A 20043-nucleotide genomic window follows, 5' to 3' on the forward strand; every position below is an offset into this window, starting at 1 on the left:
AATTAAACACAACAATAGCACCGTTCCTTTTGAAAGTATCGGCGCTGTTAACGTATCGGATAAATCGAGCGAGTTATCTGCTTAACAGTCGGTAGCGCTCTTCGCTTTCATTACCTTGAGAAACTGCCTTTACTCCGTAATATTTTTAGACGTTCCAAAAATACCATCTACCTTTCCTTCAAAAACAAAGGAACAATCAAATATACAAAATTAATATTCCTACACTTCTAAAGAACATAGTTTTATTGAACTTGAATTTTAACCCTCTCTATCATATAATCTATATAGATGGTATATAGATGGTATATGGATGGTTTGTGGATGGTAACTTCCTTTTTACACTTCCATAGATCGATTTCAATTATATTTAACCATACTAATAGTGCTGAGGAGTTGAATCTAAAATGGACAATATTGATAAAACAGAGAAAATAACCATTAATATTGGTGTTGTTGATCTTGGTCACATTGATCTTCTAGTTGAACAAGGATTTTATTCGAATCGAACCGATTTCATTAAAACTTCGGTGCGAAATCAAATTTCAACGCATCAACAGTACATACAACACGAGATATCCAGCAAGGTGCTAGCTGCGGGCGTAGTTCACTATAACCAATCTGATCTAGTGGAGCTGTATAACAAAAATCAAAGTCTGGAGATCAGATTAATTGGTATGCTCATCTTGGATCCAGATGTTACTCCAGAAGCGATATACAAAACAGTAAAAGTAGCAAAAATTTTTGGTGTTATCAAAGCTAGCCCGCAAGTAAAAGCTGCATTGGAAGCGATAAAAAAGAAATAGTTTTTTAAACTTTTCAGAAACTTAATGAATTTTCATAAGAGGTGGAACGCATGAAGTTTATAGGATCGTACTTAAAGCAATACTGGTATCTCTATGTACCCTTAGCCATTACGACACTTATTGGTATTGCACTAAATTTATCCCTTGCTTGGTTTATCTCAAGAATAACCGATGTAGCTGTAATACAAGACTCCTCACAATGGATGTTTATGATTTATGCAGGATGTATTATCGTAGGTGTACTCGGTTTCAATGCTTACACTGATACATATTTAAAAGCTAAAGTGGCCAGTATGATTCGTAATGATCTCAAGAAGAAAACAATGAGCACACTCCTTCAATTAAAACAATCCTTCTACGATAAGAATCATTCTGGACAATTGGTTACCCGACTGACTAATGACAATTCAATGGTAGGTGATGCGCTCGGGAATACGCTAATAGAGCTAATTAAAAACCCTCTTCTCGCTATTTTTTCCTTCATTTATTTAGTTTCGATAAACTGGAAACTGGCAATTATATGCTTGTTAATTGGGCCAATTACCTTAGCCGTTGCAGCCTTGTTTGGTAAAGCTATGAGAAGACTCTCGAATGATTTACAAAATCAAAACGGGCAGACTTCTAGTTATTTACAAGATGTTCTGGGATCAAGTATTATCTTCAAAACTTTTGCACTAGAAAACATTTTTCATAAAAAATTCGTGAAACAAGCAGAAAAAATTTTCAAATTGGAACTTAAAAACGGTAGAATGAACGGCGCATTAGATTCTACTACACAAGTTGTTGCAAACATTGCATTCATTATTGCATTCATTCTTGGCGCATATTTCGTTTCTCAAGGCGATATGACTATAGGAAGCCTACTTGCCTTTATCCAACTTATGAATTACTTAATTATGCCGTTCACAGCATTTTCAGGCATATGGGGACATTTTCAGTACTCTATGGGTGCCGCAGACCGGATCTCTGAAATTTTGGACGTTTCGAAAGAACCATCAATCGTACCACACGCTGCAAAACCAGTTAAAACTTCGTTTAACAATTTGAGCTTGAAACAAGTTCACTTTGAGTACGAGAATGAATCTGTAATAAATGACTTATCCGTTAATATTAGCAGGGGTGAGTTTGTCGCTATTGTCGGGCCAAGTGGTAGCGGAAAATCAACCTTATTTAAACTATTACTGAGTCTATATCCTAGTTCAAAAGGAAGCATTTCAGTCGATGGCCAGTCTTATGAAAGCTTGAGTGAAGAAGATGTCAGAAGATACTTCTCTATGGTACCCCAGGAGCCTTATCTCTTTTCCGGAACTATTCTTGAAAACATCAAGTACGGAAATCCGGATGCAACAGAGGAAGAAGTCATTCAGGCAGCAATTCACGCGAATGCTTATGAATTCATTACTGGCTTGACAGATGGATTTCAAACTGAAGTTGGCGAAAGAGGCTCAAACCTTTCTGGTGGCCAGAAGCAACGCATCGCTATAGCACGAGCAATTCTCCGTAACGCACCGATCTTACTTTTAGATGAAGCTACGGCATCCTTAGACAACGAGTCAGAACGCCTTGTTCAGGAAGCTTTGAATAAAATGATGATTGGGAAGACAACTTTAGTCATTGCACACCGTTTATCAACCATTCAAAGTGCAGACCGAATTCTTGTAATGAAAGACGGACAAATCGTTGAGAGTGGTAATCATGATGAACTGTTAAAAAGGCAGGCACATTACTTCAACTTGTACAACAAAAACTTAGCTTCAGCAAACTAATTTCATAAATGCTTAGGTGGCAGTGCTCAAGTCGTTTCTCTACTTGGCACTGCCCTTAACTTTGAGTTGTTTTTATTTTTTGAGTCTTAACTCCTGAAACCATAGCTTAATTCCCCTTTCTTTCTCAATAGAAACAACTCACCTTTGTCTACTCCTGCAAAATAACAATATTGTTGTATCCAAGAATTATTACTTCTACACACACGAGAAGTTCATAAATAGAAACATGGGGTGCTCCTCGTAATCTTGATGACGATGGAGACGCCCCATGCTTTATCTACCTTATTCCCGCTTTAAATTGTCTGAAAGAATGCCACTTACTTTAATCTTATAACTTTTCTAAAGTTTTGAGACTTACATTTTCAGCAATCTTGCGTACAGAAGGATACTTGAAAACCATCGAATCCTCTATTGTAATATTTTGTTGTTCCAATTTAATCTCGACATGAATAGCGTTAATGGAGTTCCCACCAATTTCAAAGAAATCATCTTCTACTCCAAAATCAGATTTCCCTAAAACTTCAGTCCATATGTCATAAACCAACGTTTCCAACTTACCTAAAGGTTCAGACGACTCCTGGTCGGGATGCAACTGAACTTCAATCGGAACTTCCTTAAGTTTTCTTCGATCAATCTTTCCATTAGCATTTAATGGCATCGCTTCGACCACAACATATTGGGCAGGAATCATGTAAGTAGGAAGAATGTTTTGAAGATATTTCTGGATTACTTTAGCAGAAATGTCTTGCTTAATAACCAAATAAGCAACCAACATCTCCATACCTTCTCCGCTAGGATCTGTATTTACAATTACTGCAGTATTTATAACCGATTCATGACGCAACAGAACCGCTTCAATCTCTGACAGTTCAATTCGATAACCCCTAATTTTCACTTGATTATCGGCACGTCCAATGTAATCAAGATTTCCGTCGGGCAGCCAACGTGCTAAATCACCCGTTTTGTACATCCGAGCGCCAGGGTTAAAAGGATTTTGAACAAACGCCTTAGCGGTAAGGTCCTCACGGTTCCAATACCCCCTTGCTAAACCGGCCCCAGCTATGCACAACTCCCCAACAATCCCTATTGGCTGCAACCTCTCTTCTTCATTCAGAATATAAATCTGAGAATTGATAATTGGTTTGCCTATGGATATGTGACTTCCATCTGTCAATTCTTGCACAGTGGACCAAACTGTGGTTTCAGTCGGTCCATACATATTGTAGATTCTAGCTGAAGTTACTTGAGACAAGCGGTTCAGAAGCGTTGGAGGTAGTGCTTCCCCACCAAGCAATATGGCCGATAAATTGCTAAAGCAATGACCAACTCCTGCATCCAATAATAGTCTTAGCCGCGACGGAGTTAGTTGGATGATGTCAGCGTATTGCGACGAAACTAATTCACTTAATACCTTTGGACTTTGGATTTCGTCTTCCGTCGCCAGTACTACTGTTGCCCCCAACATCAGTGGAAGAAGACTTTCTAAAACAAAAATATCAAAGGATACAGTGGTTAAGCTCAATACAGTACTTTCTGAAGAAATTGGTAAGCGATCTCTCATTCCTTCACAGAAGTTCTTCAGACCTCGATGTTCAAGCATGACTCCTTTGGGACGACCAGTTGACCCTGATGTATAAATCACATAAGCTAGATCGCCTGCTTCAGGATAATTGGAAAGTTCAATGTTGTCTTCCCGTAAATCTTCATCATAATGTACAGCAATTTCTATTTGGTGAATTGACTCACTGATATAACCTGAAAGACTACCATCAGTCACTATGAAACGAGCATTACAATCTTCCAACATGTATTGAATCCGATCCTCTGGATGTTCCGGATCAATCGGAACATAGGCTGCACCTGCCTTCAGAATCCCCAACATGCCAGAAAGCAGTTCAATAGATCGTTTGGAAACTAAACCAACTAAGGATTGTTTCTCTAGCCCCTGTTCCAAAAGCAATCTTGCAATTCGATTCGCATGTCGATTCACTTCTCGATAAGTCCAGGAAGTTTTACCACATATGATGGCTGTCTTATCCGGGGTCAATTCAACGTACTTTTCAAACTGTACCAGGATAGTTTCATCTTTTTCAAAATAAACTTCAGTATTATTGAAAGTCTCCAATAACTGTCTGCGCTCATTTGAACTAACTAAGTCCACATCAGCCAGTTTAATAGATGGATTTGATGCAATCTGAATTAAGAGTAATCGCCAATGTTCTGCGAATCGTTCCATTGTAGCCCGCTCAAATAATCTACTTGCATATTCAACACCAACTTCAATGCCATCCTTGATCTCTGTCACTTGCATTGAAAGATCTAACTTCGCTACACTTTCTGGCAAAGGAAGCATTTCGTATTCCAAATTTCCTATTAAGTTAGTTGAGACTTCCAAGTTCTGCATAGAGAACAAAACATCGAACAACGGATTTCGGCTTAAATCCCTTTTTAGATCTAATTGCTCAACTAATCTTTCAAACGGATAGTCTTGGTGTTCAAATGCTTTTATGGTGTCACTTTTAACTTCACTTAAGAAGTCGAGGAACGATTTCTCCTTATTCGGACGTCCTCGTAACGCTAGGGTGTTGATGAAAACCCCAAACATATCATGAACATCAGCATGATTTCGCCCAGCAATTGGAGTCCCTACAATAATGTCATCTTGACCGCTATATTTCCCTAACAACACTTGGAAAGCGGCAAGTAATACCATATATAGTGTACTTCCAGTCTCTGTAGCAAGCTTGTTAAGTCCATCAGATAATTCCTGGTTCAGATGAAATAATAAACTATCACCTTCGAAGCTCTGTTTGGCAGTTCTAGGATAATCAGTAGGAAAACTTAATACAGGTAATTCTCCACTAAAGGTATCCAGCCAGAAAGTCTCTTGGTGCTGTATACGTTTAGCGGATAGTTGCTTTTGTTCCCACACTGCATAATCCTTGTAACCTATCTCCAGTGTTTCCAATGTGGATCCCTCATAGTATCTAGAAAGATCTTTCCAGAATATCTGCATAGAAGTACCGTCTGAAATGATATGGTGCATATCAATGAGAAGAACAAATTCCGCTTCTTTGCATTGAAGTAGTCTCGCTCTAATTAATGGAGCTTCATTCAGTTCAAATGGATGGATGAAGCCAAACATACTTTCATAGATTTGTTTCTCCAGTGTCTGATTGTCCCCTTGGAAACGAAGATCTCTTTTTTCCAAGTAGAATGGTACTTTTTCATGAATTCGTTGTACAGGCTGATCGTCCAACCATTCAAATGACGTTCGTAAAATTTCATGGCGTTCAATAACCCGGAGTATAGCATGTTCCAATTGGTCAGGCTTCAACTCCCCATAGAGCCTCACAGCCACAGGCATGTTGTAGGTTGTTTGCTTGCCCTCCATCTTATTTAAAACGAGCATCCTTTTTTGAGTTGAAGAAACCGGGTACACTTCTTTATGCTCACTACGAGAGATTGGTTCGTAAGCAACTTCTATCGAATGACTAGCAATATCCGCCAAGGTCTCTAATACAGGATTTTTAAAAATCACTTGAAGTGTTAATTCGACCTTTAGTTTAGCACGAACAAGTTGAATTAAATTCATTGCCTTCAGTGAATGTCCACCAAGCTCAAAGAAGTGATCGTCGATGCTGACTTGGCTGACTCCCAGCACTTCCTGCCAAATTTCCACCATGTCTTCTTCCATTTGAGTTCTTGGTGCCACATAAGATGTTCTTGCTGCCTTCGCCTCTTCCGGCTCCGGCAGTGCCTTTTTATCTACCTTTCCATTTGGCGTCAGCGGTAACTGGCTCATAATTATAATTTGGCTAGGCACCATATATTCAGGCAGGATTCTCAGTAAACCACTTCTCAGTTGTGAGCCGGTTGTTTTCTCTTCTACGGGTACGCAATATGCACACAAGTATACTTGCTCGTCCTGATCTTTCCGTGGCACAACCACGGCCTCACGCACACCATCCATCTGGTCCAGCGCAGCTTCGATTTCACCAATCTCAATACGGTACCCTCGAATTTTTAACTGCTCATCTTTCCGACCAAGGTACTCCAGTGTTCCATCCGGCAACCAACGTGCCAAGTCTCCGGTCTTATACATTCGTTCCCCAGGTCTATCTGGGTGAGCTACAAATTTCTCTGCCGTGAGCTCTGCTCGATTTAGATACCCGCGAGCAAGACCCATCCCGGCTATACACAGTTCCCCGGCAACGCCAATGGGTTGCATCCGTCCAGCCTCATCCATGATATAAATTTCCGTATTATCGATGGGACCACCAATCGGTACAGATCCTTGCGTTTGACCAGCCGGTCTCTGCCACATGGTTGCACATACTGTACTTTCGGTAGGTCCATAGGCATTAATATAAGTGATTCCTTTGGTGTGCTCCAATAAGCTTTCAGTCGCAGCGGATCCCGCTGTAATCAGCATCCGCAGTTTAGGTAGGAGTTGAACATCAACATACAGTGCAAATCCTGGTGGTAATGTCGCTATCGTCACCTCTTTCTCCGCCATCCACTGTGTCAGTTCCCATGCATCCCGTACCGTTTCACGGTCTGGCATACATAACACAGCGCCTAATAGCACGCTTTGGGTGATCTCCCACACCGATGCATCAAAGGAAATGCTCGCGAATTGAAGGATATGATCTGAAGAAGTGATATTCATTCGATTACAGAACATTTGTCTTAAGTTCGCAACACCTCGATGCTCTACCATCACACCTTTTGGCTTTCCAGTCGATCCTGATGTATAGATAACATAAGCGATATCTCCAGCTGCATTCGTTCGCATCGGATTGACTACTTCTTCCGCTTCTTCGGCCAATGCTTCCATACAAACGCTGCTCACACCATGCTGAGTGACCCGTTCTTCAAGATGGCTTTGCGTCAACACCACGTCCACGCCACTATCCATCAGCATATAGGCAATGCGTTCTTCTGGATAATCAGGATCCAGCGGAACGTAAGCCCCTCCTGCTTTCCAAACCCCTAGAATTCCTGCAATCAACTCAACCGACCGATCTGCCATAATGCCGACGAGACGTCCTGCGCCAATGCCCGTTGCTTGCAAATGCCAAGCCACTCGATTCGCCAACCGATTCAATTCATCATACGTCCAACAAGTTTCATTGAAGATCAGTGCGGTTGCTTCCGGTCTTTCTGCCACCTGTTCTTCAAACCAGTCTGCTGCCGTTTTCTCGATATCTAACGGAACTTCTGTGCGATTAAATCGATGTAGCTCTTCCCGTTCAGGCTCGGATATCATTTCGATGGCTCCAATAGTTAACTCCATTCCGAATGCAATCTCCCGAAGGAGTTTCAACCAGTGATCTCCCATCCGCTGTGCGGTCGTTCGATCAAATAGCTGACTTGCATATTCTAAACTAAAGACAATTCCCACTTTATTTACAACTGCCTCTATCGATAGGTCAAACTTGGCTACAGGGAATTCAATCTCTAGCGGAGTGACCTCTTCTTCTACTAGGTTCCAACCGCCCGAAGTTGTATTGTCCTGCATTGCAAATAAAGCATCAAACAGAGGGTTTCGGCTCGCATCCCGTCTAACTTCCAGCTTTTCTACCAACCGATCAAAGGCGTACTCCTGATTTTCATAGGCTTGCAACAATGTTGTCTTCACTTCCGACAAGAACGCAGTGAACGTTTTCTCTCTTGTTGGTGCTCCCCGCAGAGCTAGCGTGTTTACGAACATGCCTAACATCTGTTCCGTATCAGCGTGACGACGCCCAGCAATCGGTGTACCCACCACGATATCCTCTTGACCACTGTAGCGGGTTAACCACACTTGGAACGCTGCCATGAGTAGCATGTACAGTGTACTGCCACTCTCTGCTGCCAGTTCTTGCAGTCGATCTGTTGTTTCTTTTTCCAATTCAAATGTGATCCGGTCACCTTCAAAGCTTTGCACCAGTGGACGCGGTCGATCAAGAGGAAGTTCCAATATGGGAAGCTCTCCGGATAATTGATCCAGCCAGTAAGATTCCTGATCTTTCATGGACTCACTATCCATTTGTGCCTGTTCCCACGACGCGTAATCCTTGTAGCTCAGCTCTAGCGGTTCTAGAGTTTCGCCCCTATACATCCGGGACAGTTCATCCCAAAATATTGCCGTAGATACTCCATCTGAAATAATATGGTGCATGTCCATCACTAATACATAATCCGACTGCCCCTGTTCCGCAAGCCAAGTTCGCATGAGTGGAGCTTGTTGTAAATCGAATGGCTGGATGAGTTCACTCAGTTTCTGACGCAGGGAACTCCCTAACTTCTCGCTGGCCTCCAACTGCCCGAGCCGCTCTAACCGGTACGGGACGTTCTCATGGATGATCTGCAGCGGCTCGCCGTCGACCCATGTAAATGAAGTACGCAAAGCTTCGTGTCTTTCGACCATCCTTTGAAGGGCAGTTTCGAGTTTCTCCACATCCAGGTCACCCTGAAGCCGAACCGCCATAGGCATGTTATAACTTGTCTGTTTCTCACCAATTTGATTGAGAATCAGCAATCGGCGCTGGGCAGATGATACAGGATATGCCGTTTTAGGCGCTAACGGTTGAATGGGCTCAAACCGACTCTGAGCTGCTCGCGCTGCATATTGAGCTAAATCATGGAGAATCGGGGTATTGAATATCTGTCGAAGAGGCATCTCGATCTGCAATTGTTTTTGAAGGGCTGACACTAAAGCCATCGCTTTTAATGAATGTCCGCCTAACTCAAAGAAATGATCATAGATGCTGATCCGTCCTCTCTCCAACACATCCTGCCAAACCTGAACCATCTTGGTTTCCCATTCATCACGCGGTGCAGCATAAGCCTTTCCACTGGCCATCACATCTAAGGGCTCTGGCAGAGCTTTGCGGTCCACTTTTCCATTAGGTGTAAGCGGAAGTTGCTCAATTGCAACAAACCTTTCGGGAATCATGTAATCCGGTAGAGTTTCCTGCAAGCCACTGCGCAGGATACTCAAATTAAGGGATATTGTTTCAGAATTCATAACTACATAGGCTGCTAAGTATGGTTGGCCTTCCTTATCACTTTGTACCGCCACGAATGCATCCTGTACCCCTGGCAAGTGTTGTAAATTACTTTCAATCTCACCAGTTTCAATACGGTAGCCTCGAATCTTCACCTGATGATCAACCCGTCCCATGTATTCCACATTCCCATTCGGTAACCACCGGGCTAAATCGCCTGTCTTGTACATCCGCTCTGCCGGTTTGTATGGATGCTGAACGAATTTCTCTGCGGTGAGATCTGCTCGATGGAGATAACCTCTCGCTAAACCTGCCCCAGTAATACATAGTTCTCCAGCTACTCCAATAGGTTGTTGTTGTCCCCAGCGGTTCATGATGAAAATCTCCGTATTGGCAATCGGTTTGCCAATAGAAATAGCATCGTTTTGTACAGATGTACATTCATAATACAAAGCACAAACCGTTGCTTCCGTAGGTCCATATGAATTCACAACCATGGATTTGTCCATAAGCGTTCCAAAATGATGTGCTTTTAAGACATCTCCTCCGGATACGAATGCCCTAATCTGATGATGTACGTTCTCCAAGCTTCGGTTTAATTCATTCAACAAGTGAGGGGAACAAGAAACCATTGTGACTCGGTTCAACACCATAAGTTCTACTAGTTTTCTTGATTCCAATACCGTATCTTTATCCGAAATGAATAACGTACCACCATTAACTAACACCGGGAATATCTCTTCCAATGAAGTATCAAAAGCATAAGAAGCTTGCTGCAACATACAGTCACGTGCGCTAACATCAAAATACTCCGAAAACGTGTTGATATAATGGGACAAACTACGATGTTCGACCATTACCCCTTTAGGCAAACCTGTAGATCCAGATGTATAGATAACATAGGCCAAGCTCTCAGGCAGGATTGTTGGCAGAGAGTTTTCAGGCTCTTCTTCACTAGGTTCCGTTTCCGTTTCAAGCTGGTCTAATGCAATAAGGTTTGTCTCATCTTCAAACAATCCCTCTTGTATTAGACGAGCTTGGGTAAGAACAACCTTAACCCCACTATCTTTAATCATGTAGCGAATCCGATCTTGAGGATAATCAGGGTCAATGGGAACATAAGCTCCTCCAGCCTTCCAGATTCCCAAGATACCGGCTATCATCAATTCAGAACGTTCTAATAAAAGACCTACCAACGTTTCTGGTCCAACCTTTACACTTCTCAAGTAATTTGCAATTCGATTTGCTGCGTCGTTCAATTGCTTATACGTGATTACTTTATCCTCAAAAAGTATGGCTGTATGCTCAGGTGACTTTACAACTTGTTCCTCAAACCACTCAGGAATAGATTTCATTGAATCGAGGGGGGTTACGTTCCCTTTACCCCAATTATTCAGAACTATCTTTTCCTTTTCTGGCAACAATTCAAATTTGTATAGAAGCTCATCAGGTTGATCAACTATTTGTTCAGCTAGTTGAGTAAAATGTTGGGCGATTCGTTGTATCATCATAGAGTCATACATCTTCGCGTTAAAATTGAACTTAAATCCGAGTGATTTCCCAGGTAGGACCGTTAAATCAAATCCGTAGCTTGTCCGTTCCATTACTTCGGCACCTGTAATAACTGCAGTACGTGTCTCGTCTTGCTTCATTTTTTCGTCGATCGGATAATTTTCAAATACCATAATATGATCGAACAATTCTTGCTTCAAGGCAGATTCTGCTTGAATCTCATATAAAGGATAGTAGCTATAAGTTTCTGACTCTAGAACAGCATGTTGAAGTCGTTTAAGCAAATGAATGGCCGTGTCGCCTTCTGAACTCTGGACCCGTACGGGGACTGTGTTAATAAACAGTCCCATCATACGCTCGACGCCTTCTAAATTCGAAGGCCTGCCTGAAACAACAGCACCAAAAACTACATCATCGGTACCATTATAACGTTGTAACAACACACCCCATAATACTTGTAGTAAGGTATTCATGGTGGCTCCATTGATTCTAGCAAGCTCCTGTAATCTACCAGTCAAATTTTCATTAAAGCTAAAATTGAAACACTGGTGGTCATACAGTTCCCCAGTAACATTAGATTTTCGTAGGGGGAGCTCCGCTTTGTCTTCATAGCCCGCAATAAGCTCTCTCCAATACTTACGTGCTCTTTCTTTGTCTTGTTTTTCCAACCACTGTATATATACGTGGTATGGAACGACAGGATCAAGTTTAGGTTTTTGCCCTTTAAGTGTCGCCTCGTAAATCTCAAACCATTCACCGAAGAATAAACTAATACACCAGCCATCTAGCAATATATGATGGAAAGTCCATACTAAGTTAAACGACTCGGGTTCCGTCTGGAATAACTTCAATCGAATTAATGGATCTTTGGCCATGTCAAAAGGCGCACATCGATCCTCTGCTTTATAAGACCGAATTTCCTCTTCCTGATCTTCAGTATTCATATTCGATAAATCATGAAACGAAATCTGGATCTCTCTCTGCTCACGTACAATTTGCCTTGGTTTTTGAAGATCAGTATGAACGAAAGAAGTTCGCAGAATATCGTGCCGCTGCACAAGTTCGTCCAGACTTCTCTGAAAATAAGGAATATTTAAAGTTCCCTTGATGGTAAAGGATGCCTGTTCATGATACGCATCGTCTTTCTTTTCCATGATGGAATGGAATAGCATGCCCTCTTGCATGGGTGTCAACGGATATATTTTTTTAATTTTCAAGATAGCCCCTCCGCTTTTAAAGTTGTTTTAACAGGCTGTCGAGCTCTTCAAGTGACAATTCGCTATCACCGTAATCGCTAGGAGTAAACTCAGATTCTTCTAAATTTGTACAATGATTGATCAAAGAACGCAGTTGGTTCAAATACTCTTCTACTAGAAGCTGAATACTCTCTTTGTCATGTTCAGTTTTCAGGTAATTTAGTTGGATTGTAAATTCCCCTTGTTCTACCAAACACACGATATCTAATTGAAAACTCTTAGCATTAGATCCAGCTATAGTACTTCCAGATCCGTAAGGAGATAAGCTATATTCTGTTCCGTAATCTGTATCGAACTGACCCAAATAGTTAAAACTGATACCAGGGAGTGGTGTTTCTTGCAATTCTGCGCAGGCTCTATCTTCACTCAGATATTTCAGAATCCCAAAACCAATACCTCTTTTAGGAACTTTTCTTAGCATCTCCTTCGTTTCCTTAATCTGTTCCGCCCAGCCGAGATATTCTGAGGTTAGAGAAACTGGAAACATAGATGTAAACCATCCAACTGTACGAGTTACTTGAACCTGATTATCTATTTCTTCTCTTCCATGCCCTTCCATGGTGATCCCTAATGTTGTTTGACCATTCCATTGTTTCATGGCTCGAGCAAGGGCACTGAGAAGTAAATCATTCATTTCAGTATGGTAAGCTTTATGTGCTTCAGTTAATAATGTCTTCGTTTCTACAGAAGTTAGGCTAGCCATAACCATATCAGATTCCATCCATGTACCAACCGTTTGCTCCTGATTTGAGGCTTGGCAACGATTCAATATATTCTTCCAATATTCAATCTCACCAACTAGTTCATGACTTTTTGCATATTTTTGCAAAGCAACCGACCATTCCTGGAATGAATCGGTTTTCCCTGAGGACTCAGGTAACGATCCCTCTGCTAACTGCTTATAAACTACCGATAAATCTTCCATAAGAATGCGCCACGAAACGCCATCTATAACCAAATGATGTGCGATCAATAAGAGATGATCGCCTTCTTCCGTTTGAAATAGTCCTGCATGGAACAACGGTGCTTTATCCAAGTAAAATGAAGCCTGCAACCTTTCAGCTTCCTCTTGAATAAATAATTCTGGATCGGGTTCACCTTTTACATCTACAACTGTCAGGATTTTTTCAACATTAAAATCCGCTTCATATCTTTGTACTACCTGTCCTGCCTCTTCGTGAAAACTCAAACGAAGCGAATCATGGTGTTGGACTAAGTACGTTAATGCCTTTTCAAGAAGATCAGGCTGATATCCATCTTTCCGATAGAGCATCATGGCTTGGTTCCAATGTTCAGGCTTAACAAACTCTTGTTCAAAGAACCATTGTTGTATCGGAGTATGTTGAACCTCCCCACTTACTTGTGCTGACTCAGCTTTGATTTCCAAAGGCTTTATGCAAGCTACTACGTCACAAAGGATTGGATTTTGAAAAAGTTGTTTTACTTCTAGTTTCATTTTCGCCTTGTATAATCTAGCGCATATCTGAATTGCCTTGATTGAATCCCCTCCGAGTTGGAAGAAATGATCATGAATACCGATCTTTTTGTAACCCAACACATCCTGCCAAACTGTAGACAATATCGTTTCTACTTCATTCCGTGGCGCCTCATATTCGCGTCCTGTGTCTGTTGTTTCTTCCGGTTCTGGTAATGCTCTGCGGTCTACTTTGCCATTTAACGTGAGAGGGAATCGATCCATTATGCAAAATCGTCCAGGTACCATATACTCAGGTAACATCTTGAGGAGCTCTTCTCTCAATTGAGAATGATTCAGAGTGTATTCCTGTTCGGGTACCACATACGCACATAGATATAACTTCTCATCCATATCAAGCTTCGTCAGGACAACAGCTTCACGAACCTTCTCCAAACCTGAAAGAACATTTTCAACTTCTTCTGGTTCAATGCGAAATCCGCGAATTTTAACTTGTGAGTCTTGTCTACCAACATATTCTATATTCCCTTCATTCAACCACTTAGCCAGATCACCCGTTCGATACATCCTTTCTCCTTCTTTAAAAGGATGAGGGATGAATCTTTCTTGGGTTAGCTCTGTGCGATTAAGATATCCTTTGGACAGACCTTCTCCAGAAACGTATATTTCACCTACAACACCAATTGGTTGGAGCCGTCTGTTTTCGTTTAGAATTAAAATTTCAGTATTAGTCAACGGTGTACCAATCGAAATTGGATCTGATAAAGGTTCATCCCTAGGCACCTCATAGTATGTTGCGAACACTGTCGTTTCAGTTGGACCATATCCGTTGATAAAACGCGTTTTCGGATTGTGTTCCAAAGCTCTTTTAACATGAGTCACCGATGCGCGTTCTCCGCCAAACAAAATGAGTCTCATCTCAACAAAACAAGAAGGAACCTCGTCAGTAATTGCATTGAAAAATGCTGTAGGGAAGAAACTTACCGACACATTTTGGGCCTGGATAAGTGCTGGTAAGCTTTTCATATCTAGCATCGTCACTTTGTCCACCAATACTAAAGTTGCTCCATTGGTTAATGTTCCATATATATCAATCGTAGATCCATCAAAACAATAATTTGAAAATTGAAGAACACGATCTGTATCATGAATATCAATACAATTATTATTTTGAACTGTTCGGATAATATTTTGATGAGTTGTCATTACACCCTTAGGCTTCCCAGTAGATCCGGACGTATAGAGGATATAAACCAAATCATCCATTGATTGTGCTATTGAAGGATTCTTAGACTCATCTCTATCTACATGATTTCTTACTAGGGAATTCAAATCCCAACAAATACCTTCAAAATCGCTTAAGCGTTCACGTAACTCTTCTTGTACCAATATCAGTTCGGTACCACTATCTTTAATCATCAGTTCCAATCTTTCTTGCGGATATTCAGGATCTATTGGCATATATGCACCGCCCGCTTTGAGAACCCCTAGAATACCTGTAATCATGTGAATGGAACGTTCAGTCATCAAGCCAACGATTGTATTTCTACCAACACCATGTTGTAAGAGCTTCCAAGCAACACGATTAGCCATCCTGTTTAACTGATCATAGGTCCATTGTTGATCATTGAACACGACTGCAACATGATTTGGCGTTCGTCGTACATGTTCTTCAAACAGTTGAGACACTGTACCCAGACTCTCTCGTTTAGTAGGCAACGTATTAAACTTGTCTAATACAAAATGTTTTTCACTATCTGTCATCATTTCAATGAAACCGATAGGATTATCTGGATTAATAATGATTTGTTCTAATAATTGAATCCAATGAAGAACCATACGTTCTATAGTGCTCCGCTCAAATAGCTTAGTAGCATACTCTAAGCTGAACGAAATTCCATATTCGTACTCCATGACTTCCATGGAAAGATCGAATTTTGCAAATTTATAATCGAGATCAATTGTCTCGCCAACTGTCCCATCGACATTCAGAAATTGCTTCTCCGATGCGTTATTTAACGAGAACATGGCATCAAACAATGGATTTCGTCCAACATCGCGGTTTATCTGTAACTTTTCCACTAAAAATTCAAAGGGATAATCTTGATTATCAAAGACTTTTAAGACGGCCTCTTTAGTCTCTTCTAAGAAATTATTAAAACTCTTATCAGGGCTAGGAGCTCCTCTTAAAACTAGCGTATTGACAAACATGCCCATCATCTTCTGTACGTCAATATGCCTACGGCCTGATATTGGTGTACCAACTACAATATCTTTTTGACTAGTGTACTTACTCAACCAAACCTGATAGGCTGCCATTAAAACCATATAGAGTGTACTTCCATTCTTAGTTGCCAATTGTCGGAGACCAGCTGTCTTTTCTTTGTCTAGTTGAATCCGGACACGATCCCCTTCAAAGCTCTGAACGGTTGGACGTATATGATCAGTTGGAAGTTCTAGTACAGGAAGTTCTCCTGAGAGATAATCTAACCAAAAAGACTCTTGCTTTTTAAAATCCTCTGATTCGTGTTGAGATTGCTCCCATACTGCATAATCTTTATATTCAAGTTCAATAGGTTCTAATTGCCCTTCTGAATAAAGAATGGAGAATTCTTTCCAAAATACATTCATTGAAAGACCATCTGAAATGATGTGGTGCATATCAACGAAAAGAATAGACTCATCTTTTTTTGACTGCAAAAGACTCGCTCTCATTAATGGTGCTTCACCAAGATTAAATGGCAGAATCAGAGTTTGTATTTTTTCCAATAAAACATTATGGTCGGTGGTTTCACTTTGCGTTAATCCAGCCTGAGTTGAGAGTTTAATATCTTGCAGATCATATTTTCCAAGCGAAAATGATACTGCAGCATGCACTTTTTGAATTGGAGTACCATTAACCCACTCAAACGATGTTCGAAGTGCTCCATGTCTTTCAACTAGTTTCGATAATACCTCTTCTAATTTGTCAAAATTAACTTTACCCTTTAAGCTAACAGCAGTAGGGACATTGTAGCTCTCATGCGCACCCTCAAATTGATTAAGGATCAGCATTCGCTTCTGGACAGAAGAAACCGGATAACTATCTTGTTCACAAGCCTGTTGAATTCGTTCAAGACGTTCTGGAACTGAATTTGCCACATAAGTAGCAAGCTCATGCAAGACTGGAGTTTTAAATACTTGTTTGAATGGCACTAATACATCTAATTCCTTATGAATATGAGATACAAGATTCATGACCTTTAAGGAATGGCCGCCAAGAGTAAAAAAGTGATCATTTCTACTGATTAACGAAATTCCCAATACACGCTTCCAGATGTTTACCATCTTTGTTTCATGCTCATTTTGAGGTGCTTCTTGTACCGACATATACTTCTCAAACATCGCTTCCTCAGGAAGCGATTTCTTATCGATTTTCCCATTAGGCGTCAATGGTATTGCATCCATAATGACATAGTAATTAGGTAGCATATAATCAGGTAGTAAAGTAGAAAGGCTATCTCGGACATCCCTTATACTCAATAAGTATTCTTGTTTTGGGACGATGTACGCCCAAAGACTTGTTTGATTGCCTTGGTCACTCTTTGGTACAACTACGGCATCACTCACTCCAACCAACAGCCGAAGAGAAGCTTCAATTTCACCAGTCTCAATTCGATATCCCCGAATTTTCACTTGGTTGTCCATACGTCCTACGTATTCAATATTCCCGTCACGATTCCAATTCGCAAGATCTCCAGTCCGATACATTTTTTCATCGGTTTTGAAAGGGTGCTGGACAAACTTCTCTAATGTAAGACTTTCTCTATTTAAGTATCCTTTCGCTAGTCCTGGTCCTGCTATACACAGCTCTCCAACTGCTCCAATAGGTTGTAAATTCCCATCATTGTTGAGTATTAAAACTTCAGTATTGGTCAATGGCTTGCCAATAGGGAGAGAGTTAGATAGTGGCTTGTCTCTTGGAATTTCATAATAAGTTGCAAACACTGTTGTTTCTGTTGGACCATAGCAATGAATAAAACGAGTCTCAGGGTTATGGTCTAGTACCTTATTAACATGTGCTATTGAAGCCCGTTCTCCCCCAAACAACACGTGTCTCATCCCATTAAAGCAAGTAGGATCTTCATCTATCATCGCATTAAAAAACGCGGTAGTGAAAAAGCTCACAGAGACATCCTGTGTTCTAATCAGCTCTGACAAGCTATTCAAATTTAGCATTCTCATTTTATCTACTAGCACTAAAGTTGCACCATTTGTTAAAGCACCATAGATATCCATGGTGGATCCGTCAAAACAATAATTTGAAAGTTGTAGAATTCTATCTTTTTCGTTGAACTCAATATAATTTGTGTTCTTAATAACTCGAATAATATTACGGTGGGATGTTAATACACCCTTTGGTTTTCCAGTAGAACCGGATGTGTACATGATGTATGCAAGATCATTAATTGCATTGATTACCGGTGGATTGTGGTATACCCGTTGGTCATTATCAGTCATACTCTCAACTAAGTCCCAACAAGTCACTTTGAAAGGAGCTAATTTGGGAATTAGATGCTGTTGTGTTAGGACTAATTTTGCACCCGAATCTGATAACATGTACTTCACTCTGTCTGAAGGATATTCCGGATCAATCGGTACATAGGCTCCTCCTGCCTTAAGTACACCTAGTATACCTACAATCATCTCGATAGATCTTTCTGACATTAATCCAACAACAGTGTTTTGTACGACACCATAATTACGCAGTTTCCAAGCAAGGCAATTTGCCTTTTTATTAAGTTCCCCATAAGTTAAGCTAACTTCACCATATGAAACTGCAAGATGATTCGGATTATTGTCCACCTGACTTTCAAACCATTCCGTAATACAATGATTAATTTCAGACTTTACTGATACCCCACTGTACTCCTCTAACAATAACCTTTGAGTAGAATGAGAGATCATCTCGAGCTGACATACTTGTGAATCAGGATGATTAGATGCATGCTGAGCAAGTTGTTTCAGATTCTCCGATATTTCTTTGATTAATTCCCCATCATAAACGCTAGAATTATAGTTCACTCGAAAAGTCAATTCTGCTCCAGGAACCACAATGATATCGAGTGCATAATTTGTTCGATCTGAAGCATGGATGTCGGTTATTTCAAAACCTACTTTATCCCTGTCTGCAAGGGATCCATGACTAGGGTAATTTTCGAAAACCAGTACGTGATCCAGTAAGTCTTGCTTCAGTTCAGACTTGGACTGAATTTCGTAAAGGGGATAGTAACTATGAGGTTCAGATTCAATGGACAAGGTCTGTACCATATGCATTACATCTATTAATTTATCTTGTGGTTCGCATTTCACCCGTACAGGAATTGTATTAATAAATAAACCCATCATTTGCTCAATATCAGCTACTTGGGAGGAACGGCCTGAATAGACCGCTCCAAAAACAACATCTTGACTATTGTTATATCGTTGAAGCAGAAGACCCCATAATGTTTGAATAACTACATTTAAGGTAACTCCACTAGATAAACCTAGGGATTGAATGTTCTTGGTTAACTGAGAATTGAATGAGAATAAATATTGTTGATTATTATTTTGATCTATCACTTGCTCTACAAATTTATTCTCTGGGATAGAAGTTTTCTGTTCAAACCCCTTCAATCTTTTTTCCCAGTAAATAGAAGATGCAACTTTATCTTGTGCTTCCAACCACTCCACATAATTGCTAAATGGTGCGACTGAAGGAAGCTTTGGCTCTAACCCATGAAGAAGTGATTCATAGGTAGCGAACCATTCTCGCAGAAACAGGCCCACACACCAACCATCTATAAGAATATGATGGAAGCTCCAGATGATATTGAATGATTGCTTCCCAGTTTGGTACACAAACATTCTTATCAACAAATCCTTAGTTAAATCAAATCCTTTTTTCCTGTCACTCCGACAATACTCTTCTATTAAATGTTTTTGTTCTGCTTCATCGTACATTCGTAAGTCTTGATATGGAATTAAAATTGAACGCTCTGCCAAAACTACACGAACCATTTTGTTTAATTTTGAGAAATTAAACACTGAACGGAATATTTCGTGGCGATGGATCATATAGTTAGCTGCTTCTTGAAGAATGTTAAGATCAAGTTTTCCTTGTATTGTAATATTTGTTTGTTCAAAATATGCTTCAGACTTTCTCTCTAATTCATATTGGTAGAACATGCCTTCTTGCATGGCTGTCAGAGGATACAAGTTAACAATTTTCGTAGCCATAACTCCACTCCCACT

4 protein-coding genes are annotated in these 20043 nt (G+C 40.6%); 2 read left to right on the forward strand and 2 right to left on the reverse strand.

Going from position 1 to position 20043, the window contains the following annotated elements; all coding sequences use genetic code 11:
- The first annotated feature begins 404 nt into the window (after positions 1-404).
- Positions 405-803 carry a CopG family transcriptional regulator gene (locus tag F0220_RS30745; RefSeq protein WP_076329996.1) on the forward strand — a complete coding sequence of 133 codons (399 nt, stop codon included), beginning with the start codon at positions 405-407 and terminating at the stop codon, positions 801-803.
- 50 nt (positions 804-853) lie between these two features.
- Positions 854-2569 (forward strand): ABC transporter ATP-binding protein, encoded by a 1716-nt coding sequence (locus tag F0220_RS30750; protein WP_076329997.1) that lies wholly within the window; start codon positions 854-856, stop codon positions 2567-2569.
- A gap of 328 nt (positions 2570-2897) precedes the next feature.
- On the opposite strand, the gene F0220_RS30755 is transcribed toward F0220_RS30750, so the two are convergent.
- Complete coding sequence (locus F0220_RS30755) at positions 2898-12293, reverse strand: non-ribosomal peptide synthetase (RefSeq protein WP_149847009.1); 9396 nt, start codon at positions 12291-12293, stop codon at positions 2898-2900.
- Between the two features lie 16 nt (positions 12294-12309).
- Positions 12310-20028 carry a non-ribosomal peptide synthetase gene (locus F0220_RS30760; protein ID WP_149847010.1) on the reverse strand — a complete coding sequence of 2573 codons (7719 nt, stop codon included), beginning with the start codon at positions 20026-20028 and terminating at the stop codon, positions 12310-12312.
- Between the last annotated feature and the right edge of the window lie 15 nt (positions 20029-20043).

The sequence above is a fragment of the Paenibacillus sp. 37 genome, assembly GCF_008386395.1.
GTDB classification, from domain to species: domain Bacteria; phylum Bacillota; class Bacilli; order Paenibacillales; family Paenibacillaceae; genus Paenibacillus; species Paenibacillus amylolyticus_B.

Coding starts and splice junctions, on each gene's coding strand:
- F0220_RS30745 (WP_076329996.1), top strand. CDS start 405: ATGGACAATATTGATAAAACAGAGAAAATAACCATTAATATTGGTGTT.
- F0220_RS30750 (WP_076329997.1), top strand. CDS start 854: ATGAAGTTTATAGGATCGTACTTAAAGCAATACTGGTATCTCTATGTA.
- F0220_RS30760 (WP_149847010.1), bottom strand. CDS start 20,028: ATGGCTACGAAAATTGTTAACTTGTATCCTCTGACAGCCATGCAAGAA.